The organism is Vibrio sp. 2130-1, from assembly GCF_033339515.1.
On record NZ_JAWOUT010000016.1, the window covers coordinates 38,016 to 63,355 of the forward strand.

A 25,340-nucleotide genomic window follows, 5' to 3' on the forward strand; every position below is an offset into this window, starting at 1 on the left:
CTTAGCTTTTTGTTGTTTGTTGTAAGCTTACTAGCGCATTTGCTAGTTCCTCTGATGGATTTGAATGCAGTAAAGGCAATAACACCATCCTTAACTCTGGCAGCATCACTAAATCGGCAAATAACTGATTAAATAGGGCTTGATTACCGGTTTGAGCTAAACGCAGCAAAAACTGTTCTGCTACCTTTTCATTGACGAGTAAGTGCCAAGCGCGACCCGCCACACCAATCAATACCTCCTGATGGCTTAAACGAGGGCTATGCAATATCGCATCTAATACTGGAGAGGCGACTTCTGTTGGTGCACCGGCAAGGGCTCGGATAAGTGCTGAAAGTAGGAAGAGATCAGGTTCGCTACTTGCGATTTCTTGCTGTGCCTTTTCCGCGATACGTTCTGCTAAACGCTCTTGAAGCTCTACATGCTCAAGCGCACCTAATAGTGCATAAAGTGGCTCATTTGGTAGATGGTTCAACGCTTTGCGTATCATTACTCCGTTTTGTTCTTTGTTCAGGCGAGCGGCTATGTCTGTGATACCTTGCAGACCTACAGTTTGCCAATTATCCCAGCCTAAACCTCCAGAGAAGTAATGCTGGGTATGCTCGTAATATTGGCTGGTAGGAAGATTGAGGTTTGCGCGGACCTGGCTATGAAACACGGCCATTTTATCTTCGGAAGGTTTGAAAGTGTATGGGTTGTTAGACAGCTTTTGCTGTTGCTCTTCAGTGATATCATCATTGAGGCGTGTTCCCATAGCCTCCACTACGTATTTAATGAAATTGCCGATATCCGCTTGCTTTAACAAACCGCGCTCGTCCAATTCAAACTTAAGAAACCAAATCCAAGGTTGCTTTTGTTCATTCCAATAAGCGATGGCAAGGTGTGCTCTACGCTGCATTGGGAATGGGTACGGTGCTTGACCTTTTTCTACATCGGCAAACTCTTTCTTAGCGATGGTTTTGATACGACGACCAAGATCGAAGATTTGATAATCACAGTGGCTGTTGTTCAACAGTTGAGTGAGGGTTTGAATGTTTTCCATTAAATACGACGTCCTAACGTTCTTTTCACAAGAAATGGTATCATTCTCGGCTAATTCAAGGTTCGAGATAGAATTAATGGTAACAAATACTCAATTGGTCGACTTACTTCACCAACTTGAAACGCAGCTTAAAGAACATAAGTTGTGGCAACACACTATGCCTTCAGAGCAAGCCTTACAAAGTGCGGAGCCATTTGCGATTGATACGTTGCACCCTCATGAGTGGTTGCAGTGGATTTTTATAGCCAGAATGCACGCACTAGTGAAAAATAACCAACCACTGCCAAGAGGGTTTTCTCTCGAGCCCTATTTTTCAGAAGCGTGGAAGCAGGAACCGCAGTTCGCCGAGCTGCTCGTTACAATCCGAACCATTGACGAACTGTGTAAGTAAACGAATGCTAGAACAAGAACTAACGCGATCTTCAGAACCAGTTGAGCTGGAGATCGTTTATCAGGATGAATATTTTGTAGCGGTCAACAAGCCTGCAGGCATGTTAGTGCATCGCAGTTGGTTAGATAAACACGAAACTCAGTTTGTCATGCAAACTTTGCGCGACCAAATTGGTCAGCATGTGTTCCCATTGCATCGTCTGGATCGTCCAACATCTGGTGTGCTCGTGTTTGCGTTGTCGAGTGAAGTCGCATCACAAGTCATGCCGATGTTTGCTGAACATAAAATGGAAAAGACATACCACGCGATAGTACGCGGTTGGATTGAGGAAGAGGGCGTTTTGGATTACGCACTCAAAGTGGAGTTAGACAAGATTGCTGATAAGTTCGCTTCACAAGAAAAAGAAGCGCAAGAAGCGGTGACGGAATATAAGCCGTTGGCTAAAGTGGAGGTTCCCTATTCGACGGGTAAATTTCCTACAACGCGTTATTGCTTAGTTGAGATGAAACCTAAAACGGGGCGTAAGCACCAACTTCGTCGTCATATGGCACATCTACGCCATCCGATCGTGGGTGATACAACGCACGGGGATGGAAAGCACAACAAGCTGTATCGCACAGAGTTTGATTCTCATCGTTTGCTACTGCATGCTTCAGAGTTACGGTTTGTCCATCCATTTACCGATCAAGAGATTGTCATGACGGCCAATCTTGATGAAACTTGGCAGCAATTGTTTACTCGATTTGAGTGGGATGAACCGATAATCGGCGCAGTTAGATCTAGATAATGATTGAGTACAAATAAAAAGGGTTAGCATCAATGCTAACCCTTTTTAATATTTAAGACTTAACGTTTTACTTTAGTTTTTCAAGATCCGCTTCGATCTCTGCGATCTTGCTCGAAACGACTTTTTCTAAATGACGAAGGTCTGAAAGAATTTTCTCTTTTACATCAACCTCAGGTTGTTTCGTTGGCTTAGTGATTTTATTCAGTTCATCAATGACTAATGTGAGGTTACGGTTGATTTCCGTTACTTCTTTATATTTGTGACTGCCACTATCAACAAGAACATTTTTGATTTGGCGTGGGTATTTGAATTTAACGCTTTTAGCGAATAGTTCGCCTTTTTGCTTGTGGAAATAGATCTTGAGTACGTCTTTGTGTGCTTCTTGGCGTAGGGAATAACGTTCAATCTGCTTAGGGTCGTGAATACCCAAACCAGTGAGGTGGGGATACATAGGCTACCTCTATTACATCGAATTGATATTGATATAACTGTAGCAGCCTATGTATGAGCTAGATAGCTGATATTTAGCCAAAATGCTTAACTTGTGGGCAAGATCGCTCTCACCCTGAACCGAAAAGATTGGCAGGTTTGATCTAAGCTGCGACCTCATCAGATAACTTTTCGATCAATCTCTCTCTTAGCTCATCCTGTTGTTCTTCACTTAATCTTCCCCCTGCATCACTGGTTAAAATAAACAAGTCTTCTGCTCGCTCACCAATGGTGGTGATTTTTGCACCATGAAGGTTGATATTTAAATCAGCAAACGTACGGCCTACTTTGGCCAACAGCCCTGGTGTGTCTAGCGCGACAAACTCCATTAAAGTGTGTTTTTTACCTTTGGTTGGTAAGAAGTCGACTTTGGTTTTCACGTTAAAGTGCTGAAGTTTGTTCGGAGTACGGCGCGTTTTAATCTTGGTTGGTCGGCCTGCCTCCAGTACATGAGTGAGGTGTTTAATCACCGCGGCGTGACGAGACTCATCGATCGCTTCGCCATGTTGATCGAGTACCATAAAGGTATCAATCACGTGCCCATCTTTGCTGGTCATGATTTGCGCGTCGTGTACATTAAAATTACGCCTATCTAACTCCGCCACGACTGTCGCAAATAAAGCAGGCTGGTCTTTCGTATATACAAACACCTCAGTGCCGCCACGAGTGGCTTTTTTACTGATCAACACCAAAGGCTTAGTCGGATCTTCCATGCGAAGTAAGTGTTCGCAGTGCCACGCGATTTGCGTATGGGTATGACGAAGGAAGTAGTCAGCTTTGAAGCGTTGCCACAATACTTCAATTTCGCGCGCGGCAAACCCCTCTTTGCGCAGCATTGCGGAGGCCATTTGTTGATTGTGGCGAATTCGCTCACGCACATCGACAGGGTTCTCTAGCCCTCTGCGTAAAGCACGTTGTGTGGAGTAATACAGCTCCGCAAGTAAAGTTCGTTTCCAAGCATTCCAAAGTTCTGGGTTGGTTGCACAAATATCTGCAACTGTCAGGCATACAAGATAATCGAGAGATTCTTCGTCTCTGACTTTTTTGGCAAACTCGGTAATGACATCAGGATCATAAATATCTCGGCGCTGTGCGGTGACAGACATTAATAGATGATGTCTTACCAACCAAGCGACAAGTTTCGCTTCGGGCTTCGATAAACCATGCTCAATGCAGAAGTCGTACGCTTCTCCTTCACCGATAATTGAGTGATCGCCGCCACGACCTTTCCCGATATCGTGGAAAATAGCGGCAATAATCAGCAGCTCTTTCTTTTGCATCCGTGGGTAGACGTCACAGCAAATTGGGTGCTTCGCATGATTTTCTGGGTCACTAAAAGTGTTGATGTGTTTAAGTAAGCGAATACTGTGTTCATCAACTGTGTAGGCATGGAATAAGTCAAACTGCATTTGACCAACAATCTGACTCCATTGCGGCAAATAGGCCGCCATAACCCCTAATCGGTGCATGAGACTGAATGCTTTGTGCAGAGCATTAGGGTGACGACATAACGCCATGAACTTTTCACGCGCAGCAGGAATGGTGTGCAAAAACTTGTTGAGCCGACGGCGAGCGGTGCGCAGTTGACGCAGCGTTGGTGGGCTCACCCCTTCAATAGTTGAGTCGTTAGCAATATGTAAGAACATATCCAGAATAGTTTCTGGGCGAGCTTGGAACAATGCGGGTTTCCGCGCTTCAATTAAAGAACCGCGACGTTGAAAGTCCGTATCGAGAATCTCGGCACTTTCTGTCGCCCCACCATTAATGATCGCTTGGTCAAAGAGTTTGAGTAGCATTTTATTGAGCTCTGCCACACGACGAAGCGTGCGGTAGAACTCTTTCATCATCATTTCTACGCCTCGGTTGCCTTCTCCGACGTAGCCTAGATTTTCCGCAACTTGTGCTTGATGAGCAAAGGTCAAGCGGTTGTCATAGCGGCGAAGCTCCATGTGCAGAGCGAAACGTACTCGCCAAAGGAAGTCCTGACATTCAACCAATTCTCGGTATTCTGCGTCAGTTAAAAATCCGTATCGGCTCATTTCTAACAATGAAGTCGCACCAAAGTGACGTCGAGCGACCCAGCTTAATGTATGAATATCGCGCAGCCCGCCAGGGGTTGATTTAATGTCCGGTTCTAAGTTGTAGGTCGTGTCGTGGTAACGCGCATGGCGTTCGCGCTGCTCTTGAATTTTAGCGCGGTAAAACGTCTCACTTGGCCAGAAGGAGTCTGATAACACGACTTTCTTCAGTGCCTGAAAGGTGTCCTCGCTTCCACACAGCAGTCGCGCTTCTTGCAGGTTTGTCGCGACCGTTAGATCGGCTTTACCAATTTCAGCACATTCAGTAACGGTGCGAACAGCGTGTCCGACCTCGAGTTTTAAATCCCACAACAGCGTAATGAATTCGCTGATTTTTGCTTCTAACGCGGTTGGCAGTTTATTGTTCGACAGAATCAAAATATCGATATCGGAGAGCGGATGCAGCTCGCCTCGTCCGTAGCCACCAACGGCAACTAGGGAAATGTTGTAAATATCCTTGAAACCAAAATGTTGCCACAAACGATTGAGAAGCAGATCCATATATTCAGCTCTGGCTAAAACCAAGCTTGTTACCGGATGATGATTGAGAAACTCTTGGTTTTGATTAGAGCTAAACTTCTCTAATTCTTGTTTGAGTTCACCGATATTGATTTGTTCATCGGAAAAGGTAAGAGGGGACTGAAGTGTCATATTTGCCATCCGTGCAAGCTAATCTAATAACAATCTAACAAATTTGCGGCAGATAAAAAATATCCCCGCCGAAGCAGGGATATAGTAAACAACGAGTGGTCGTCAGCTTTACGCGTTTTTCATTAGGCGAGGAATCGTATCGTCGCTACGAAGCGTCAGTACTTCACAACCTTCTTTTGTTACTACAATGGTATGTTCCCATTGCGCAGAGTTCTTGCCGTCGCCCGTGTAAACAGTCCAGTCATCTTGTGCATCAACAGAGCAACCAAATTTACCAGCGTTAATCATCGGCTCAATAGTAAAGCACATGCCTTCTTTTAATACGCGGCGGTCTTTGTTCTTGTAATGAACCACTTGTGGTTCTTCATGGAACTCATCGCCGATACCGTGACCACAGAAGTCTTTCACAATAGAAAACTTGTTGCGAGGATTGTTCTTGTTGTTCTCTTTGATGTACTTCTCGATAGCTGTACCGATGTCACCAACCGTTGAACCTGGCTTAACGGTACGCATACCAACATACAGTGCTTCTTGAGCTACCATGCACAGACGTTTGTTTGCAGGCGAAACATCACCGACTAGGAACATCTTAGAAGTGTCACCATGGTACCCCTGAGGACGCACGCTCAGATCGGCATTCTCATCATTTGGAACGATTACGGTAATATCAACGTTTAAGATGTCACCATCTTTTAGTACCGCCGGCTTCATTTGGCCGTTACTACCGATTTCGTCTTTTTCCGCTGGAATACCGTGGCATACGATATGGTTGATTGAAGTACAGATCGACTTAGGGAAACCATGGTAATCAAGCGGAGCAGAGTATGCACCTTTTTCTAGAGCGTACTCATGACAGATTTTGTTTAACTCTTCTGTCGTCACACCAACTTTGATGTGTGGTTCGATCATTTCTAGAATCTCTGCGGCTAGCTTGCCCGCAATGCGCATGCGTTCTATTTCTTCAGCAGTTTTAATCTTGATTGACATTGGCTTTCTCTACTTATTCCTAAGCACGTAAACGTGCGAATGGCCGCATTCTATCAGACATCGGGGCGTTAACCCAAGTTAGATAGGAATATGCATCATTCTTAATTCGATCATATGTTTTAAGTTTTGCTTATAAATAGGAGAAAGTGGCTCGGTGAAGAAATAATTTTTACTAGCCACAGTGAGCTAAAATATGGTATAAAGCGCGCCGGAATAGAGGACTGTTCTCTTCGTTTAGCAAAGTTAAGCGGCGAAGCAAGCTTCATCCGAATAACCTTTTATCTTTAAATCACACACATTCCGTCACATATTCCGGGGTGCTGAGCAGAAGCTTGGTCGGAGTTATGGGGAATGTGGAGGCCTAACCCCATAGAGGATTTTAAAATGGCAACTGTATCAATGCGCGATATGCTAAAAGCTGGTGTTCACTTCGGTCACCAGACTCGTTACTGGAACCCAAAAATGAAGCCATTCATCTTTGGCGCTCGTAACAAAGTTCATATCATCAACCTAGAAAAAACTGTACCAATGTTCAACGACGCTCTAGCTGAACTAGCTAAAGTTGGCGAGAAAAAAGGTAAGGTTCTATTCGTAGGTACTAAGCGCGCTGCATCTGAAGCTGTTAAAGAAGCTGCAATCGCAAGCAACCAGTTTTACGTAAACAACCGCTGGTTAGGCGGTATGCTTACAAACTACAAAACAGTTCGTCAGTCTATCAAGCGTCTAAAAGAACTAGAGACTCAATCTCAAGACGGTACTTTTGACAAACTAACTAAGAAAGAAGCTCTAATGCGTACTCGCGAAATGGAGAAGCTAGAGAAATCTCTTGGTGGTATCAAAGACATGGGCGGCCTACCAGACGCTCTATTCGTAATCGACGCTGATCACGAACACATTGCAATTAAAGAAGCTAACAACCTAGGTATTCCAGTATACGCTGTGGTAGATACTAACTCTAACCCAGACGGCGTTGACTACGTAATCCCAGGTAACGACGACGCGATCCGCGCTGTACAGCTATACCTGAACGCTGCTGCTTCAGCAGTATCTGAAGGTCGTAACAAAGACGTAGCTGCAGTTGCTGAAAAAGACGGTTTCGTAGAAGCTGAATAATAGCGGCTCTGTGTCACACTTGGTCTATGTGAAACCTTTGTGTAGCATAAACTAAGTTATAGTTAGCAATGGGGGCCGACAATGTTAGGCCCCTGTTTTTTACCTTATTTCGAATCAAACGAGGAAGACAGAATGGCAACTGTAACTGCTGCTCTAGTTAAAGAACTTCGCGAGCGTACTGGCGCTGGCATGATGGAATGTAAGAAAGCGCTTGTAGAAGCAAACGCTGACATCGAACTAGCAATTGAAAACATGCGTAAATCTGGCGCAGCGAAAGCAGCTAAGAAAGCTGGTAACGTTGCAGCTGAAGGCGCAATCATCATCAAAGAAGAAAACGGCGTTGCTGTTCTTCTTGAAGTTAACTGCCAAACTGACTTCGTTGCTAAAGACGGTAACTTCACTGCATTCGCAGAAGAAGTTGCAGCTGCAGCTCTAGCTTCAAAAGCTTCTGTTGAAGAACTACAAGCACAATTCGAAGACGCACGTGTAGCTCTAGTAGCTAAAATTGGTGAAAACATCACTATCCGTCGCGTAGAATACGTTCAAGGCACTGCAATCGCTTCTTACCGTCACGGTGAGAAAATCGGTGTTGTTGTTGCTGGTGAAGGCGACGCAGAAACTCTTAAGCACGTTGCAATGCACGTTGCTGCTTCTAAGCCAGAGTTCGTTAACCCAGAAGACGTACCAGCTGACGTAGTAGAAAAAGAGAAAGCGGTTCAAGTTGAAATCGCAATGAACGAAGGCAAGCCTGCTGAAATCGCTGAGAAGATGGTTGTTGGCCGCATGAAGAAATTCACTGGCGAGATCTCTCTAACAGGTCAAGCTTTCATCATGGAGCCTAAGAAAACTGTAGGCGAAATGCTGAAAGAAAAAGGCGCTTCAGTTTCTACGTTCGTTCGCCTAGAAGTAGGTGAAGGTATCGAGAAGAAAGAAGAAATGAGCTTCGCTGAAGAAGTTGCAGCAGCTCAAAAAGGTTAATCCTTAGAGACTGTATAAAGATTAGACCGTAGCCAAGGCTACGGTCTTTTTATGAGCAGTGAACGATTAGCCGTGATGAATAGCCATAACTGAAGTTGTGTCTATTCATGACTGTTAATCAACAACTCTCTTTGGAAGGTAAACTCCATGACTACGAACCCTAAACCAGCGTATCAACGTATTCTATTAAAACTGAGTGGTGAAGCTCTTCAAGGTGAAGACGGTTTTGGTATTGATCCTGCGGTCCTTGATCGTATGGCACAAGAAGTTAAAGAACTGGTTGAACTGGGTGTTCAGGTTGGTGTAGTTATCGGTGGCGGTAACTTGTTCCGTGGTGCAGGCCTAGCTGAAGCTGGTATGAACCGCGTAGTTGGTGACCACATGGGTATGCTTGCTACAGTAATGAATGGCCTAGCGATGCGTGATGCTCTTCACCGTGCATACGTAAATGCGCGCGTTATGTCTGCAATCCCTCTAAAAGGCGTATGTGACGACTATAATTGGGCTGATGCGATCCGTGAGCTTCGCCAAGGCCGAGTTGTCATCTTCTCTGCTGGTACTGGTAACCCGTTCTTTACAACGGATTCTGCTGCTTGTTTACGTGGTATCGAAATTGAAGCGGATGTTGTACTAAAAGCGACGAAAGTTGATGGTGTATTTACTGCTGACCCTGTAGCAAACCCAGACGCAGAGCTGTATGATAAGCTATCTTATGCAGAAGTTCTGGATAAAGAGCTGAAAGTTATGGACTTGGCGGCGTTTACGCTAGCTCGTGACCACAAAATGCCAATCCGCGTATTTAATATGAACAAGCCAGGCGCACTACGTCGCGTGGTTATGGGCGAAGCAGAAGGCACGCTCATCAACGAATAAGCTTGGCTTAAGGTGCCACTCCAAAGCGTTAGGGTGGTGCTTGCTTTGCTCAACCGTTTTAGGCTTTCTTCAGGAAAGATGACATTTTTAAGGTGAAACTGTGATTAACGAAATCAAAAAAGACGCGCAAGAGCGCATGGATAAAAGCGTTGAAGCGCTTAAGAACAACCTTTCTAAAATTCGTACAGGTCGTGCACACCCAAGCCTACTATCTGGTATTTCTGTAGAATACTACGGTGCAGCAACACCTCTAAACCAAGTAGCAAACGTTATTGCTGAAGATGCGCGTACACTTGCAATCACGGTTTTTGATAAAGAGCTGACGCCGAAAGTAGAAAAAGCGATCATGACGTCTGACCTTGGTCTAAACCCTATGTCAGCTGGCACTATCATCCGCGTTCCACTTCCACCGCTAACGGAAGAGCGTCGTAAAGACCTAGTTAAGATCGTTCGTGGTGAAGCTGAAGGTGGTCGTGTTGCTGTTCGTAACATCCGTCGTGACGCAAACAACGATCTTAAAGCGCTTCTAAAAGATAAAGAAATCTCTGAAGATGAAGACCGTAAAGCACAAGACGAAATTCAAAAGCTAACTGACGTTGCAGTTAAGAAGATCGATGAAGTTCTTGCTGCAAAAGAAAAAGAGTTGATGGAAGTTTAATACTCCCACACACATCACTGTTGGAAAACGCTGTGCTCACAGCTCAGCGTTTTTTTATGTTAGTCTATCCAACTGATGGAACTCAATTAACTCCCTATGCAAAATTCTCAAGCCTTCTCTGATTCCCTTCCTAAGCATATTGCCATCATTATGGACGGTAATGGCCGTTGGGCTAAGTCCAAAGGAAAACCTCGCGTATTTGGTCATAAAAAAGGCGTTAGTGCCGTTCGTAAGACCGTGGCTACTGCTTCAAAACTAGGCATTAGAGCCATGACGCTGTTTGCTTTTAGTAGTGAAAACTGGCGTCGTCCGGAGGAAGAAGTGGGTCTTTTGATGGAACTGTTTATCACGGTCCTGTCTAGTGAAGTAAAAAAACTACACAAAAATAACTTACGGTTGCGCGTGATCGGTGATACCAGTCGATTTAGTGAGCGTCTACAAAAGAAAATTGTAGAAGCAGAAAACCTAACGGCAGATAACACGGGTATGGTGCTCAACATTGCAGCCAACTATGGCGGTAAATGGGACATCACAGAAGCTGCTAAAACGTTAGCGCTAAAAGCACGTAACGGTGAAATTCGTGTAGAGGATATCAATGAGCAGCTAATCACTGAGCATTTGACCATGGCAGACCTACCGGAAGTGGATCTTTTAATTCGCACCAGTGGAGAGTGCCGCATCAGCAACTTTATGTTGTGGCAAATGGCTTATGCAGAAATGTACTTTACACCAGAGTACTGGCCAGAATTCGATGAAGACAGTTTGGTAGAAGCTGTGACTTGGTTTATCAACCGAGAACGTCGTTTTGGCTGTACAGGTGAACAAATAAAGGCATTGATGGCAGCTCAATAAGGACTAGTTAGTTTGAAACAGAGAATAATAACAGCACTAATTTTAGCTCCCCTGGTTATTTTAGGCATTTTTAAATTACCGCTAATGGGCTTTATTGCCGCTTTAACTGCAATAACGCTATTAGGTTTTTGGGAGTGGACTCAGTTTACAGGAAGCAACTCTCGCATTGCTGCCCTTGTGCCGGCAATCATTATTACCGGACTTAGTTTTCTATACATCTCGCCTGATGCATATAGCCTCAATCACTTAACGACACCTCATTATGTCGTCTTGGGTATTGGTTTTGTTTGGTGGATTATTGCTAGCTTAATGGCGATTACTTACCCCAAAACGACGAAATCTTGGCAAAGTAATTTTGTTTTACGTCATGTATTTGGTTTTCTGACATTAATCCCATTCCTTTGGAGTGTGATTATTCTCAGAGCGTATGACATCACTGTAGATCCATACCACGGCGCAAAGCTTGTGTTGTACGTTTGTTTCTTGGTATGGGCTGCAGATAGCGGCGCCTACTTTGCAGGCAAAAGCTTAGGCAAACGTAAGATGGCTCCTCATGTAAGCCCCAATAAAACTATTGAAGGGCTAATTGGCGGCATTATCACGGCATTAATCGTAGCGTGGGCATTTGCTGATTGGTTCGACATCCAGTTCACTAGCCCTGTCCATATGGTGCTGATTACGCTAGTGACTGTCGTTATTTCAGTGCTTGGTGATCTGGTTGAAAGTATGTTCAAACGTGTCTCAGGCATTAAAGACAGCAGTAACATTATCCCAGGGCACGGTGGTGTGCTAGATCGTATCGACAGCCTAACCGCAGCATTCCCAGTTTTTGCTCTTCTTTACTACGTATTCTAATTTATCAGGAGCGGCGTCGTCGCTCCTGAGCTTTCTAACGGTCTTACAACATGCAAAAGTTAACGATTCTTGGTGCTACTGGATCAATTGGTGCAAGCACGCTTAAAGTGGTCGAACAAAACCCAGATCTGTTTTCTGTCGTTGCCTTAGCGGCAAGCACTAACGTTGAAAAGATGATCGGTCTATGTCGTCAGTGGCAACCTAAGTATGCGGTCATGGCAGATAAAGCTGCGGCATCTCAACTTCAAGCTGAGCTACACTCGGTTTCACCAAGTACCGAAGTGCTAGGTGGTGTTGATGCGCTATGCCATATTGCTTCGCTGGACGAGGTCGACAGTGTAATGGCTGCTATTGTAGGAGCAGCCGGCTTATTGCCTACTATGGCTGCCGTGAAAGCAGGTAAGCGAGTCTTGTTGGCAAATAAAGAAGCACTTGTAATGTCAGGCCAGCTATTTATTGATGCTGTAGAAGAATTTGGCGCAGAGCTACTTCCCGTCGACAGTGAACACAACGCCATTTTCCAATGTTTACCACAGCAAGTACAAACCAATCTAGGTCGTTGCAATTTACAAGAACATGGCATTTCTCATATTTTGTTGACTGGATCTGGTGGTCCTTTCCGTTACACTGACATCGCAGAACTGGAGCAGGTGACACCCGCGCAGGCGATTGCTCATCCAAACTGGTCGATGGGGCCAAAAATTTCTGTTGATTCTGCCACGATGATGAACAAAGGCCTTGAGTATATCGAAGCTAAGTGGCTATTTAATGCTGCTCGCGAACAACTGAAGGTGGTTATTCATCCTCAATCGGTAATTCATTCTATGGTTCAGTATCGTGATGGTTCGGTCTTGGCACAAATGGGAGAAGCGGATATGGCGACGCCAATTGCGCTCACCATGTCATACCCGTCAAGAGTGGAAGCTGGGGTTAAGCCGCTAGACTTCACGAAAGTTGGTGAGCTGACGTTTTTGCAGCCTGATTTTGCTCGTTACCCATGTTTAAAACTCGCAATTGATGCCTGTTATGAAGGTCAACACGCAACAACAGCATTGAATGCAGCTAATGAAGTCGCTGTTGATGCATTTTTAAATAACAGACTAGGTTTTACCGATATTGCTCGCATCAATGAGTCTGTGTTGAGTAAAATCAACGCAAGCTGCAAAGCTGAGAATGCGAATAGCTTGGAAAGCTTGCTCGAGCTAGATAGAATGGCACGAACTATTGCCCTAGAAACCATACGCGAGCGTAGCTGATGACTGGTATATTGTGGAATCTCATTTCTTTTATCGTCGCACTGGGCATTCTTGTTGCCGTGCACGAATTTGGGCATTTTTGGGTTGCTCGCCGTTGCGGCGTTAAAGTTGAAAAGTTTTCAATCGGTTTCGGCAAGTCTATTTGGAGTAAAGTAGGCAAAGACGGAACGGAGTACAGCATCTCAATGATCCCTCTCGGCGGCTATGTGAAAATGGTTGATAGCCGTGTCGATGAGGTGCCAGAACATGAGAAGCACCTAGCGTTTGATAAGAAGCCGTTATGGAAGCGAACCTCTATTGTTGCGGCTGGCCCCATCTTTAATTTTCTTTTCGCAATTTTTGCCTATTGGCTGGTATTTCTAATTGGTATCCCGGCTGTTAAGCCTGTAATTGGTGAAGTTACGCCCAATTCGATTGTTGCGGAAGCTGGAATTGAATCTGGAATGGAACTTAAATCGATATCTGGTATCAAAACTCCGGATTGGGAATCAGTAAATATGGGATTGATTTCTCATATTGGCGATGATTTGATGACGGTAACACTAACGTCAGCGAATGAAGTTGGTTCAGAAGTAACGAAAACGCTCGATTTACGTGAGTGGAAGTTCGACCCAGAAACTCAGTCAGCGATGCAGTCGTTAGGTTTTACTCCGTATACACCGGAGGTGTATCGAGTTATCGAGCAGGTCTCGCAAGGTGGAGCGGCGGAAAAAGCTGGTGTGCTTCCAGGTGATGAGGTTGTCGCAATTGGTCAACAACGCGTAACCGAATGGAAGCAAGTGGTTGAAGCGGTTCGTTCTAATCCTGATACACCGCTTGAATTGACAGTGTTACGTCAGGGTTATGAGCAAACATTGACGCTGACGCCCGGTAGCCGTGAGCTAGCTAACAAAGAAGTCGTTGGTTTTGCAGGTATTGCACCTAAAGTCGCAGAATGGCCAGAAAGTTATCGCTTCGATCTTCAGTTTGGTGTATTCGAGTCAATAGGTAAAGCAGTAGACAAAACTGGCCAAGTCATTGGTTTGACAATCAGCATGCTTAAGAAGCTTATTGTTGGAGACGTTGGTCTGAATAATCTGAGTGGACCAATATCAATAGCCAAAGGCGCAGGCGCGACAGCAGATTATGGTTTGGTCTACTTTTTAGGTTTTCTCGCTCTAATTAGTGTTAACCTAGGTATTATTAATCTCGTTCCTTTACCAATGTTGGATGGCGGTCATTTGTTGTTTTTTGCAATTGAAGCAGTCATTCGACGTCCTGTTCCTGAGAAAGTGCAGGAAATGGGCTTTAGAATTGGTGGTGCGATCATCTTCTCGCTCATGGCGTTAGCGCTATTTAATGATTTTACTCGTCTGTGATAGTTCAGAGACAAAAGCAGTAGCAAGGAATAATTAGAACAAGTATGGCGATTAAGCGAATTCTATTTGCAAGTTTACTGGCGACCAGTGTATCTGCAAATGGAGCAGAGAACTTCGTAGTTCAAGATATTGAAATCGATGGATTGCAGCGTGTAGCACTGGGTGCTGCATTGTTGAAAATGCCTGTACGTGTCGGTGATACCATTGGCCAAGGCGATGTTGCAGAAATTATCCGCGCCCTGTATGCATCTGGTAACTTTGAAGATGTGAAAGTGTTGCGTGACGGTGGTGTTCTGATGGTTCAAGTCAAAGAACGTCCTACCATTGCAAGCATCTCTTTTTCAGGTAACAAAGCAATCAAGGACGAGCAGCTACAAGAAAACCTGAACGCGTCTGGCGTTCGTGAAGGTGAAGCGCTTGACCGCACCACGCTAAGCAACATTGAAAAAGGCTTAGAAGACTTTTACTACAGCGTAGGTAAATACAACGCAACAGTAAAAGCGGTGGTTACTCCACTACCACGTAATCGTTCTGACCTTAAGTTTGTCTTTACTGAAGGTGTGTCGGCAAAAATTCAGCAAATCAACTTTATCGGTAATGAAGTGTTCAGTGATGAAGAGCTGCTTTCGCGCTTTAACTTAAATGTTGATGTGCCGTGGTGGAATTTCCTTTCTGATGAAAAGTATCAAAAGCAAGTCCTTGCAGGTGATATTGAAGCACTCAAATCATTCTACCTGGATCGTGGTTACTTAAAATTTAACGTTGATTCGACACAAGTTGCAATCTCTCCTGACAAGAAAGGGGTATACATTACTCTTGGTCTAGAAGAGGGCGAGGTTTACACCGTTAAGGACGTGAAGTTCCGTGGCGATTTGATTGGCGAGGAAGCGACGTTCGAAAGACTTGTGCCATTTGAAGACAATGAGACATACAACGGCTCGTTGGTTACTTCAATGGAAGAAGGAATTAAGCGTGTGCTTGGTGAGTCCGGCTATGCTTATCCTCAAGTGAATACCATTCCAGAGTTTGACGACGAGAATCAAGAAGTTTCTTTGGTCGTTAACGTAGACCCGGGTAACCGAATTTATGTTCGTGATATTCGCTTCACGGGTAATAACTCAACCAAAGATGAAGTCCTTCGTCGTGAAATGCGTCAGATGGAAGGCAGTTGGTTGAACTCGAAATCGATTGAAACGGGTAAAACTCGTCTAAATCGTTTGGGCTACTTTGAAAATGTTGAAGTACAGACGGTTCGAGTTCCTGGTAGTGATGATCAAGTTGACCTAGTTTACTCTGTCAAAGAAGCGAACTCTGGTAGCGTTAACTTCGGTGTTGGCTACGGTACAGAATCGGGTGTGAGCTTCCAGGTTGGCCTGCAACAAGATAACTTTATTGGTAGCGGTAACCGTGTTGGTATCAACGCGATGATGAATGACTACCAGAAAAACATCAGTCTTGATTACCGTGATCCGTACTGGAACTTAGACGGTGTAAGCTTAGGTGGTAAGGTTTTCTATAACGAATTTGAAGCTAAAGAAGCCAATATCGTTGACTATACCAACGAAAGCTATGGCGCGAGCTTAACGTGGGGCTTCCCATTCGACGAGTTGAACCGTTTTGAATTCGGTGTCGGTTATACGCACAACAAGATCGGTAACTTATCGCCTTACTTGCAGGTAGAGCAGTTCTTAGAAGCGCAAAAAGATAATATAGATTCAAGTGGGGCATTGAATACGAACGACTTCGACTTCAATATCTCTTGGACACGTAATAACTTAAACCGTGGCTATTTCCCTACGGCAGGTAACCATCAGCGTGCATTCTATAAAATGACCGTACCTGGCTCTGACGTTCAATACTTCAAAATGCAGTACGATGTTCGCCAGTATGTGCCATTGACTAAAAAGCACGAGTTTACCCTCTTGTTCCGTGGCCGCTTAGGTTACGGTAATGGTTACGGTCAAACGGATGGTAACGATAACTTGTTCCCATTCTACGAAAACTACTACGCCGGTGGCTTTACATCGCTTCGTGGCTTTGGCTCAAACTCTGTTGGCCCTAAAGCGGTTTACCGCGATACATCCGGCTCTAACAATGGTACAGATATTGCGACAGATGATTCAGTGGGTGGTAACGCAGTCGCATTAGCAAGTATTGAGTTGATCGTTCCAACGCCGTTCGCATCAGAGGAAGTACAAAACCAAATTCGTACCAGTATCTTCTTTGATATGGCAAGTGTTTGGGATACCGAGTTTGATTATCGAGAAAATAGCAACATTTCGGGTGCTAACTACTACTACGATTACTCAGATCCAACCAACTACCGCTCTTCTTACGGTGCGGCGTTGCAGTGGATGTCTCCAATGGGGCCACTAGTATTCTCACTAGCGAAACCAATTAAGAAATTTGATGGCGATGATGAAGAGTTCTTCACATTCACTATCGGTAGAACTTTCTAAAGAGGAAAATATTTTGAATAAAATGATCAAAGCGGCTGGGATTGGCCTTCTTGTACTGAGCTCTTCAATGTTTGCAAATGCGGCAGAAGCTGCACAGAAAATTGCTTACGTAAATACAGCTCAAGTTTTTCAAGCTCTTCCTCAACGTGAAGTTGTACTACAAAAAATGCAGAAAGACTTCAAAAGCAAAGCTGATGAACTGAAGTCAATCCAAGCACAAGCTAAAACAAAGATTGAGAAGCTACAACGTGACGGCGAGCTTTTGGGTCAAGACGAAGTTGAAAAGCTACGTATCGATATCGCGAAGCTAGACAGCGAGTACAAAGTGAAAGCACAAGCACTTGAAAAAGCAAGTGCGCGTCGTGAAGCTGAAGAAAAAGCGAAGCTTTTCAAAACGATTCAAGATGCAGTTAAGAAAGTCGCAGACAAAAATGGTTACGATCTTGTGATTGATATCTCTGCTTTGCAGTACGGCAAGCCAGAATACAATATCTCTGAAGACGTAATTAAAGCTCTAAAATAAGAAGTTATGAAGACATTGACATTAGCCGAATTGGCGACAATTACCGGGGGTGAGCTGTTTGGTGACGAGTCTCTCGTTGTAAGCCGTGTTGCCCCAATGGATAAAGCACGAGAAGGTGACGTAACCTTCTTGTCTAACCCAAAATACGCAAAACACCTTTCTGAGTGCCAAGCTACCGTTGTTATGGTAAAGGCTGAGCATAAAGATCAATGCGTTGGAAATGCGCTAGTGGTTTCAGACCCTTATGTCGCATTTGCTCGTGTGGTCCAAGCGATGGATACCACACCAAAACCGGCAGACGATATTGCACCAAGTGCTGTGATTGCCGCTGACGTTAAAATGGGTGAGAACGTTACAATCGGCGCTAATGCTGTGATTGAAACAGGCGTGGAACTCGGCGACAACGTAAGTGTTGGTGCTGGTTGTTTTATCGGTAAGAACGCCAAGCTAGGGAATAACACCAAGCTTTGGGCTAATGTCACTATCTACCATGAAGTGTCATTGGGTGATGACTGTCTCGTTCAATCGGGTACCGTCATTGGCTCTGATGGCTTCGGTTATGCGAATGACAAAGGCGAGTGGATCAAAATCCCTCAGCTTGGTTCAGTGCGTATCGGTAACCGCGTTGAGATTGGTGCTTGTACTACGATTGACCGCGGTGCACTCGAAGATACTATCATTGAAGACAATGTCATTCTGGATAACCAACTTCAAATCGCGCACAACGTGCAGATCGGATATGGTACCGTGATGCCTGGTGGTACTATTGTCGCGGGCAGTACAAAAATTGGTAAGTACTGCCAGATTGGCGGCGCGTCTGTTCTGAATGGCCATATCACTATCGCAGATGGTGTGGCGATTACAGGTATGGGCATGGTAATGCGCAGTATCGAAGAAAAAGGCCTTTACTCATCAGGTATTCCACTACAAACGAACAGAGAGTGGCGTAAAACTGCAACTCGAGTTCACCGTATTGATGAGATGAATAAGCGCCTGAAAGCGGTTGAAAAACAGCTGGAACAGAAAGAAGAAATTTAGAACAAGTTATCTTTCGCTCTGTATTTAACGTGAAAGCTAACAGGATCTAGTTCCATATTCTGTACGAAGACTCGCGAAATGCGGGTCTTTTTCTTCTATAATGACGCGCTCTAAGTAGATTTAACTCCAAGATGGTGCGTATTTTGCTAGTATATTGCAAAGCGATTCGGCTTTACGACCTGTTGCCACGTTTGCCATCTTGGCGGCAAAAAATTGATATAGGAAGACGACTTTGACTACTGAAAAGAAAACGATGAACATCTCTGAAATTCAAGAGCTACTACCTCATCGCTACCCATTCTTATTGATCGACCGAGTGATAGACTTCCAAGAAGAGAAGTACCTTCACGCGATTAAAAACGTGTCGGTTAACGAACCTCAGTTCACAGGTCACTTTCCTCAACTACCAGTATTCCCAGGTGTTTTGATTTTAGAAGCAATGGCTCAGGCAACAGGCTTACTTGCATTTAAATCATTTGGTGCACCAACAGAAAATGAACTGTACTACTTTGCAAGCGTAGACGGCGCGAAATTCCGTAAACCAGTGGTTCCGGGCGACCAATTGGTTATTGAGGTAGAATTTCTGAAAGAACGTCGCGGCATTGCTGCATTTAGCGGTGTAGCAAAAGTTGACGGCGAAGTGGTATGTTCTGCAGAACTGAAGTGTGCTCGTCGAGAGTTTTAATATGATTCATGAAACCGCTAAAATCCACCCGGCAGCGGTGGTAGAAGAGGGCGCCAAAATTGGTGCTAACGTAACAGTAGGTCCTTTTACGTACATCACCTCTACGGTTGAAATTGGTGAAGGCACAGAAGTGATGTCTCACGTTGTGATCAAAGGTCACACGACTATTGGCAAAGATAACCGTATTTTCCCACATGCTGTCATCGGCGAAGAAAACCAAGACAAAAAATACGGTGGTGAAGACACAACTGTGGTTATCGGTGACCGTAACGTCATTCGTGAAGCGGTCCAAGTTCACCGCGGCACAGTGCAGGACAAAGCAACCACGATCATTGGTGATGACAACTTATTGTGTGTGAATGCACACGTTGCGCATGATGTTGTTATTGGTAACCACACTCATATCGGTAATAACTCGATTCTTGGTGGTCACGTTACTGTTGATGATTATGCCGGTGTGATGGCACTGTCTGCGATTCATCCGTTTTGTACAGTGGGCGCTTACGCTTACATTGGCGGCTGTTCAGCTGTGGTGCAAGATGTCCCAGCTTATGTACTCGCGCAAGGTAACCACGCTACTCCATTCGGCTTGAACCTTGTTGGCTTGAAGCGTAATGGCTTTGAGAAACCAGAGATTCGTGCGCTACAAAAAGCGTATAAAGAAATCTACCGTTCAGGTAAGACGCTAGAAGAAGTGAAGCCTATTCTGGCTGAAATGGCTCAAGAGTGGCCGGCTGTGAAGCGTTTCTCAGATATTCTGGAAACGACGGAACGTGGCATTATTCGTTAATTGGCGAATGAACCAATAAATAAAAAGATCGTGACCGAATTTGAGGTTACGATCTTTTTGTGTTTTATGGATAAGGCAAACCGTTATCCATAGCGCACAGGAAAAATAGCGAAGTAGATATGGAAAGACCATTACGTATTGGCATCATTGCCGGAGAATTGTCTGGCGATACGCTAGGTGAAGGCTTTATCAAAGCAGTAAAGCAGCAATATCCAGACGCAGAGTTCGTAGGCATTGGCGGTCCGAAAATGATAGCCCAAGGTTGCGAGTCTCTGTTTGATATGGAAGAGCTTGCGGTGATGGGATTAGTCGAGGTTTTAGGCCGCTTACCGAGACTTCTTAAAGTGAAAGCTGAGCTCGTTCAGTATTTTACTCAGAATCCGCCTGATGTTTTCATCGGGATCGATGCTCCTGACTTCAACTTACGCTTGGAGCTTGACCTCAAGCAAGCGGGCATTAAAACCGTTCATTACGTGAGTCCGTCTGTTTGGGCTTGGCGTCAGAAGCGCATCTTTAAAATAGAAGCGGCAACGAACTTGGTGCTAGCATTTCTTCCGTTTGAGAAAGCGTTTTACGACAAATTTAATGTACCTTGCGAGTTCATTGGTCATACCTTGGCTGATGCCATCCCACTAGAATCAGAACAAGCGCCTGCACGTGAGTTGCTTGGTTTAGAACAAGATAAAAAGTGGCTTGCTGTCCTGCCAGGCAGTCGTGGTAGCGAGTTAAAAATGCTCTCAGAGCCATTTATTGAAACCTGCAAGTTACTCCATAACAAATTTCCAGAACTGGGGTTTGTTGTCGCGCTTGTTAATCAAAAACGCCGTGAGCAGTTTGAACAAGCATGGAAAGAGCTAGCGCCAGAGTTGGACTTCAAGTTAGTTGATGACACCGCACGCAACGTCATCACCGCATCCGATGCTGTGATGTTGGCCTCCGGTACCGTAGCGTTGGAGTGTATGCTTCTCAAGCGTCCAATGGTGGTGGGTTATCGTGTGAATGCATTTACTGCTTTCTTAGCTAAACGTCTATTGAAAACGAAGTATGTGTCATTGCCGAATATCTTGGCGGATGATGAGCTCGTCAAAGAATATCTACAAGATGAGTGCACACCAGACAATTTGTTTACTGAGGTTTCTCGCTTATTGGAAAGCGACAATAAACCGATGTTAGATAAGTTTACGGAAATGCATCATTGGATCCGTAAAGATGCGGATCAACAAGCCGCAAACGCGGTTCTAAAACTGATTGAAAAATAGAGATTTATCATGGCTGTTAAACCAAAAGCGACCAAAACCAAAGTTGAACTCCCTCCGTTTGAATATCCGCAAGGTTACCAGCTTGTGGCCGGAGTCGACGAGGTAGGACGTGGTCCTTTGGTGGGAGACGTCGTCACCGCTGCGGTTATCCTTGATCCTAACAATCCTATTGAAGGGTTGAACGATTCGAAAAAATTGACCGAAAAGAAACGCATGGCGTTGCTTCCTGAAATCAAAGAAAAAGCATTGGCGTGGGCGGTCGGGCGTTGTTCTCCTGAAGAAATCGATCAACTGAATATTTTGCAGGCGACTATGGTTGCGATGCAGCGTGCAGTGGCGGGGTTACAGGTTCAACCTGATTTGGTGTTGATTGATGGTAACCGTTGTCCGGAGCTGCCAATGGATGCTCAAGCTGTAGTAAAAGGCGATCTACGTGTTGCCGAAATCAGTGCGGCTTCAATTATTGCCAAAGTCGTGCGTGACCAAGAGATGGAAGAGTTGGATAAACTTCATCCACAATTTGGCTTCGCGAAGCACAAAGGTTACCCAACTAAAGCGCACTTTGAAGCGATTGAGCAACACGGAGTGATCAGTGAACACCGCAAGAGTTTCAAGCCAGTAAAAAAAGCGTTAGGCATAGAATAATCAAACGATCTAATTGGTGTTATAAACCCAACCTCTTTAGGTTAGAATCCCCAACAAAATAGAGTTACACGGTACCTGTTAATGTCAGATCCCAAATTCATCCACCTGCGTGTTCATAGTGACTTCTCGATGGTGGATGGCCTCAACAAAGTTCCGCCAATCGTAAAGAAAGTTGCTGAGCTCGGTATGCCCGCAATGGCGTTGACCGACTTTACCAACCTATGTGGTTTGGTGAAGTTTTACGGTACGGCGCATGGCAGTGGTGTTAAACCGATCATTGGTGCTGACTTTAAAATGCAGTCGGACGAGTTTGGTGAAGAGCTGACACAAGTGACTTTGCTTGCGGCGGATAATGTAGGTTATAAGAACCTGACGTTATTGATATCAAAAGCGTACTTACGTGGACATGTTCAACACCACCCAGTGATTGACAAAGCCTGGTTGGCTGAAATGTCTGAAGGCCTGATTGTATTATCCGGCGGTAAAAGCGGGGAAATTGGTCGCGGCCTTTTGAAAGGCAACCGTCAAATAGTGCAAGGGTGTATTGATTTCTATAAACAGCATTTTCCAGATCGCTTTTATCTTGAGCTACTTCGTACCGGTCGTCCAGATGAAGAAACTTATCTTCACTTTGCGGTTGAATTGGCAGAGCAGCAGGACTTGCCAGTAGTGGCGACCAATGAAGTTGTATTCCTGAGTCCAGACCTATTTGATGCTCATGAAATACGCGTAGCAATTCACGATGGTTACACATTAGAAGATCCGCGTAGGCCAAAAAACTACAGTCCGCAGCAATATCTTCGTACAGAAGAAGAAATGTGTGAGCTGTTTGCTGATATTCCTGAAGCGTTAGAAAACAGTGTCGAGATAGCGAAGCGTTGTAACGTGACTGTGCGCTTAGGTGAGTACTTCCTACCAGCTTTCCCAACCGAAGGGATGAAAGAGACTGAGTTCCTAGTCATGAAATCCCGAGAGGGGTTGGAAGAGCGTTTAGAGTTCCTATTTCCAGATGAGGAAGAGAGAAAACGTCGCCGCCCTGAATATGATGAACGTCTTCAGATAGAGCTAGATGTTATCAACCAAATGGGATTTCCTGGTTACTTCTTGATCGTAATGGAGTTCATCCAGTGGTCAAAAGATAATGGAATTCCTGTAGGTCCTGGACGTGGTTCCGGTGCTGGTTCTTTGGTGGCTTACGCACTAAAAATCACCGATCTGGATCCACTAGAATATGACTTGCTGTTCGAACGTTTCTTGAACCCAGAACGTGTTTCGATGCCCGATTTCGACGTCGATTTCTGTATGGATAAACGTGACCAGGTTATTGACCACGTTGCGGAAATGTACGGTCGCGACGCGGTATCTCAGATCATCACGTTTGGTACCATGGCGGCAAAAGCGGTAATCCGTGACGTTGGTCGCGTATTGGGCCACCCATTTGGTTTTGTTGATCGTATTTCAAAGCTGATCCCGCCCGATCCAGGCATGACGCTAGATAAAGCGTTTAAAGCTGAACCTGCACTACCTGAATTGTATGAGGCCGATGAGGAAGTTAAAGAACTCATCGACATGTGTCATATTTTGGAAGGCTGTACGCGAAACGCCGGTAAACACGCTGGTGGTGTTGTAATTTCACCTACAACAATTACCGATTTTGCGCCAATTTATGCAGACGCTGAAGGTCACTTTCCGGTTACTCAATTTGATAAAAACGATGTTGAGACCGCTGGCCTAGTTAAGTTTGACTTCTTGGGTTTACGTACCTTAACCATTATTGACTGGGCGTTAGGACTGATTAACCCACGCCTAGAGCGAGAAGGGAAAGAACCGGTTCAAATTGAATCCATACCGTTAGAAGACCCTGCCTCTTTCCGTTTGTTGCAAAACTCTGAAACGACAGCAGTATTCCAGCTTGAATCTCGAGGCATGAAAGAGCTGATCAAACGACTTCAGCCAGACTGTTTCGAAGACATTATCGCATTGGTAGCACTCTTCCGTCCGGGTCCTTTGCAATCGGGCATGGTAGATAACTTTATCGACCGTAAACATGGTCGAGAAGCGATCTCTTATCCAGATGAAAAGTGGCAACACGAGTCGCTAAAAGAGACGCTTGATCCAACCTACGGCATCATCCTGTACCAAGAGCAGGTAATGCAGATTGCGCAGATCTTAGCGGGTTATACGCTAGGTGGTGCGGACATGCTCCGTCGTGCAATGGGTAAGAAAAAGCCAGAAGAGATGGCAAAACAACGTGCTATCTTTGAAGAAGGTGCGATAAAGAACGGTATCGATGGCGAGTTGGCGATGAAAATCTTCGACTTGGTAGAGAAGTTCGCCGGTTATGGTTTTAACAAATCGCACTCTGCTGCTTATGCATTGGTTTCTTATCAAACTCTTTGGCTGAAAACACATTATCCTGCCGAATTTATGGCTGCGGTAATGACAGCCGATATGGATAACACGGAAAAAGTCGTTGGCTTGGTCGATGAGTGTTTCCGTATGAAGCTTACCGTGCTGCCACCAGACATCAACTCTGGCCTATATCGCTTTAATGTTGATGAAAATGGCGCAATTGTTTACGGTATTGGTGCGATAAAAGGGGTTGGTGAGGGCCCTATCGATGCGATTCTTGAGGCGAGAAATAAAGGTGGTCACTTTAAAGACCTATTTGATTTCTGTGCTCGAGTTGATCTAAAACGTGTCAATAAACGAGTGATAGAGAAGCTGATTTACGCGGGCGCGTTGGATCGACTAGGCCCACACCGCGCGGCGATGATGGCGTCACTCAATGATGCGGTAAAAGCAGCAAGTCAACATCACCAAGCTGAGGCGTTTGGTCAAACAGATATGTTTGGTGTGTTAACGGATGCACCTGAAGAAGTAGAGCATAAGTATACGCAGGTTCCGCCTTGGCCAGAAAAAGTGTGGTTAGAGGGCGAGCGTGATACCCTAGGTCTATATTTGACAGGGCACCCAATTAACGCCTACGTAAAGGAACTAAACAAATACACCAGTTGTCGACTAAAAGACGCAACGCCCACTCGCCGCGATCAATCTGTCACGGTAGCCGGCCTGGTTATTGCCGCTCGTGTAATGACGACCAAGCGTGGTACACGAATTGGTATTATGACACTGGATGACCGAAGTGGTCGCATGGAAGTGATGTTGTTCTCAGATGCGCTGGATCGATACGCTGAACTTCTCGAAAAAGACAGAATTTTGGTCGTTTCTGGACAGGTCAGCTTTGATGACTTCAACGGTGGCCTTAAAATGTCGGCGCGTGAAGTTATGGATCTCGGCAGTGCGCGCGAGAAATACGCTCGTGGTTTGTCGGTATCGATAGATGCAAATCAGATCAACGATCAGTTTTTTGAGCAGTTCAGCCGTATTTTAGAACCGCACAAAGCCGGAACCGTACCCGTCAATGTATACTACCAGCGTGCCGACGCCAGAGCGCGGTTAACATTGGGCACCGAGTGGCGAGTTACGCCAAGTGATACATTACTCGACGATTTAAAACAGTTGCTTGGCAAAAGCCAGGTAGAACTCGAATTTAACTAAAAATTCAGCGCAATA

The 25,340-nt window shown here is 45.0% G+C and carries 22 protein-coding genes; 18 read left to right on the forward strand and 4 right to left on the reverse strand.

Annotation, left to right across the window (positions count from 1 at the left end; translation table 11 throughout):
• Position 1: 1 nt before the first annotated feature.
• Entirely contained in the window at positions 2–1,039 is a 1,038-nt protein-coding gene (locus tag R7Q09_RS19875) for a DUF3549 family protein (protein WP_318071104.1), read from the reverse strand.
• A 76-nt stretch (positions 1,040–1,115) separates the two neighbouring features.
• Here R7Q09_RS19875 and R7Q09_RS19880 point away from each other — a divergent pair, with 76 nt between their 5' ends.
• Both R7Q09_RS19880 and truC read left to right on the forward strand, forming a co-directional pair.
• The gene (locus tag R7Q09_RS19880) at positions 1,116–1,430 is read left to right on the forward strand and encodes a YqcC family protein (RefSeq protein ID WP_137282312.1); all 315 of its coding nucleotides are present in this window, start codon (positions 1,116–1,118) and stop codon (positions 1,428–1,430) included.
• 4 nt (positions 1,431–1,434) lie between these two features.
• Complete coding sequence (gene truC, locus R7Q09_RS19885) at positions 1,435–2,217, forward strand: tRNA pseudouridine(65) synthase TruC (protein ID WP_033905516.1); 783 nt, start codon at positions 1,435–1,437, stop codon at positions 2,215–2,217.
• A 67-nt stretch (positions 2,218–2,284) separates the two neighbouring features.
• Here truC and R7Q09_RS19890 read toward each other — a convergent pair whose 3' ends face one another.
• From R7Q09_RS19890 to map, 3 genes are all read right to left on the reverse strand, one after another.
• Complete coding sequence (locus tag R7Q09_RS19890) at positions 2,285–2,668, reverse strand: DUF3461 family protein (RefSeq protein ID WP_005380322.1); 384 nt, start codon at positions 2,666–2,668, stop codon at positions 2,285–2,287.
• A 142-nt stretch (positions 2,669–2,810) separates the two neighbouring features.
• Positions 2,811–5,435 (reverse strand): bifunctional uridylyltransferase/uridylyl-removing protein GlnD, encoded by a 2,625-nt coding sequence (gene glnD, locus R7Q09_RS19895; protein WP_017636037.1) that lies wholly within the window; start codon positions 5,433–5,435, stop codon positions 2,811–2,813.
• Positions 5,436–5,543: 108 nt separating this feature from the next.
• A complete protein-coding gene (gene map / locus R7Q09_RS19900) occupies positions 5,544–6,422 on the reverse strand; it encodes a type I methionyl aminopeptidase (RefSeq protein ID WP_005380326.1) in 879 nt (292 codons plus the stop codon).
• A gap of 384 nt (positions 6,423–6,806) precedes the next feature.
• On the opposite strand from map, the gene rpsB reads away from it, so the two are divergent.
• The 16 genes from rpsB to dnaE all read left to right on the forward strand — a co-directional run bounded on the left by rpsB (position 6,807) and on the right by dnaE (position 25,325).
• Positions 6,807–7,535 (forward strand): 30S ribosomal protein S2, encoded by a 729-nt coding sequence (rpsB, locus tag R7Q09_RS19905; protein ID WP_005380327.1) that lies wholly within the window; start codon positions 6,807–6,809, stop codon positions 7,533–7,535.
• Between the two features lie 132 nt (positions 7,536–7,667).
• Positions 7,668–8,513, forward strand: coding sequence for a translation elongation factor Ts (gene tsf / locus R7Q09_RS19910; RefSeq protein ID WP_005380328.1), 846 nt, complete (start codon positions 7,668–7,670; stop codon positions 8,511–8,513).
• Positions 8,514–8,660: 147 nt separating this feature from the next.
• Positions 8,661–9,386 carry a UMP kinase gene (gene pyrH / locus R7Q09_RS19915; protein ID WP_005380329.1) on the forward strand — a complete coding sequence of 242 codons (726 nt, stop codon included), beginning with the start codon at positions 8,661–8,663 and terminating at the stop codon, positions 9,384–9,386.
• 100 nt (positions 9,387–9,486) lie between these two features.
• Complete coding sequence (gene frr, locus R7Q09_RS19920; RefSeq protein WP_005380330.1) at positions 9,487–10,044, forward strand: ribosome recycling factor; 558 nt, start codon at positions 9,487–9,489, stop codon at positions 10,042–10,044.
• A 96-nt stretch (positions 10,045–10,140) separates the two neighbouring features.
• Positions 10,141–10,896, forward strand: coding sequence for an isoprenyl transferase (locus R7Q09_RS19925; RefSeq protein ID WP_318071102.1), 756 nt, complete (start codon positions 10,141–10,143; stop codon positions 10,894–10,896).
• 12 nt (positions 10,897–10,908) lie between these two features.
• Positions 10,909–11,751 (forward strand): phosphatidate cytidylyltransferase, encoded by an 843-nt coding sequence (locus R7Q09_RS19930; protein WP_005385351.1) that lies wholly within the window; start codon positions 10,909–10,911, stop codon positions 11,749–11,751.
• Positions 11,752–11,801: 50 nt separating this feature from the next.
• A complete protein-coding gene (ispC, locus tag R7Q09_RS19935) occupies positions 11,802–13,007 on the forward strand; it encodes a 1-deoxy-D-xylulose-5-phosphate reductoisomerase (RefSeq protein WP_213906536.1) in 1,206 nt (401 codons plus the stop codon).
• Entirely contained in the window at positions 13,007–14,365 is a 1,359-nt protein-coding gene (gene rseP / locus R7Q09_RS19940; RefSeq protein ID WP_017820751.1) for a sigma E protease regulator RseP, read from the forward strand. Before ispC ends, rseP begins: the two co-directional genes overlap by 1 nt.
• 44 nt (positions 14,366–14,409) lie before the next feature.
• Positions 14,410–16,824, forward strand: a complete 2,415-nt coding sequence (gene bamA, locus R7Q09_RS19945) for an outer membrane protein assembly factor BamA (RefSeq protein ID WP_005380335.1) — start codon at positions 14,410–14,412, stop codon at positions 16,822–16,824.
• Between the two features lie 13 nt (positions 16,825–16,837).
• Positions 16,838–17,347 (forward strand): OmpH family outer membrane protein, encoded by a 510-nt coding sequence (locus R7Q09_RS19950; protein WP_005391804.1) that lies wholly within the window; start codon positions 16,838–16,840, stop codon positions 17,345–17,347.
• A 6-nt stretch (positions 17,348–17,353) separates the two neighbouring features.
• Positions 17,354–18,385 (forward strand): UDP-3-O-(3-hydroxymyristoyl)glucosamine N-acyltransferase, encoded by a 1,032-nt coding sequence (lpxD, locus tag R7Q09_RS19955; RefSeq protein ID WP_054577588.1) that lies wholly within the window; start codon positions 17,354–17,356, stop codon positions 18,383–18,385.
• 232 nt (positions 18,386–18,617) lie between these two features.
• Positions 18,618–19,070 (forward strand): 3-hydroxyacyl-ACP dehydratase FabZ, encoded by a 453-nt coding sequence (gene fabZ, locus R7Q09_RS19960; protein ID WP_005380349.1) that lies wholly within the window; start codon positions 18,618–18,620, stop codon positions 19,068–19,070.
• 1 nt (position 19,071) lies between these two features.
• A complete protein-coding gene (gene lpxA, locus R7Q09_RS19965) occupies positions 19,072–19,860 on the forward strand; it encodes an acyl-ACP--UDP-N-acetylglucosamine O-acyltransferase (RefSeq protein WP_005380357.1) in 789 nt (262 codons plus the stop codon).
• 119 nt (positions 19,861–19,979) lie between these two features.
• A complete protein-coding gene (lpxB, locus tag R7Q09_RS19970) occupies positions 19,980–21,119 on the forward strand; it encodes a lipid-A-disaccharide synthase (protein ID WP_053306717.1) in 1,140 nt (379 codons plus the stop codon).
• Positions 21,120–21,128: 9 nt separating this feature from the next.
• Positions 21,129–21,764, forward strand: a complete 636-nt coding sequence (gene rnhB / locus R7Q09_RS19975) for a ribonuclease HII (RefSeq protein ID WP_005380361.1) — start codon at positions 21,129–21,131, stop codon at positions 21,762–21,764.
• An 81-nt stretch (positions 21,765–21,845) separates the two neighbouring features.
• Positions 21,846–25,325, forward strand: coding sequence for a DNA polymerase III subunit alpha (gene dnaE / locus R7Q09_RS19980; protein WP_222712280.1), 3,480 nt, complete (start codon positions 21,846–21,848; stop codon positions 25,323–25,325).
• The last annotated feature ends 15 nt before the right edge of the window (positions 25,326–25,340 follow it).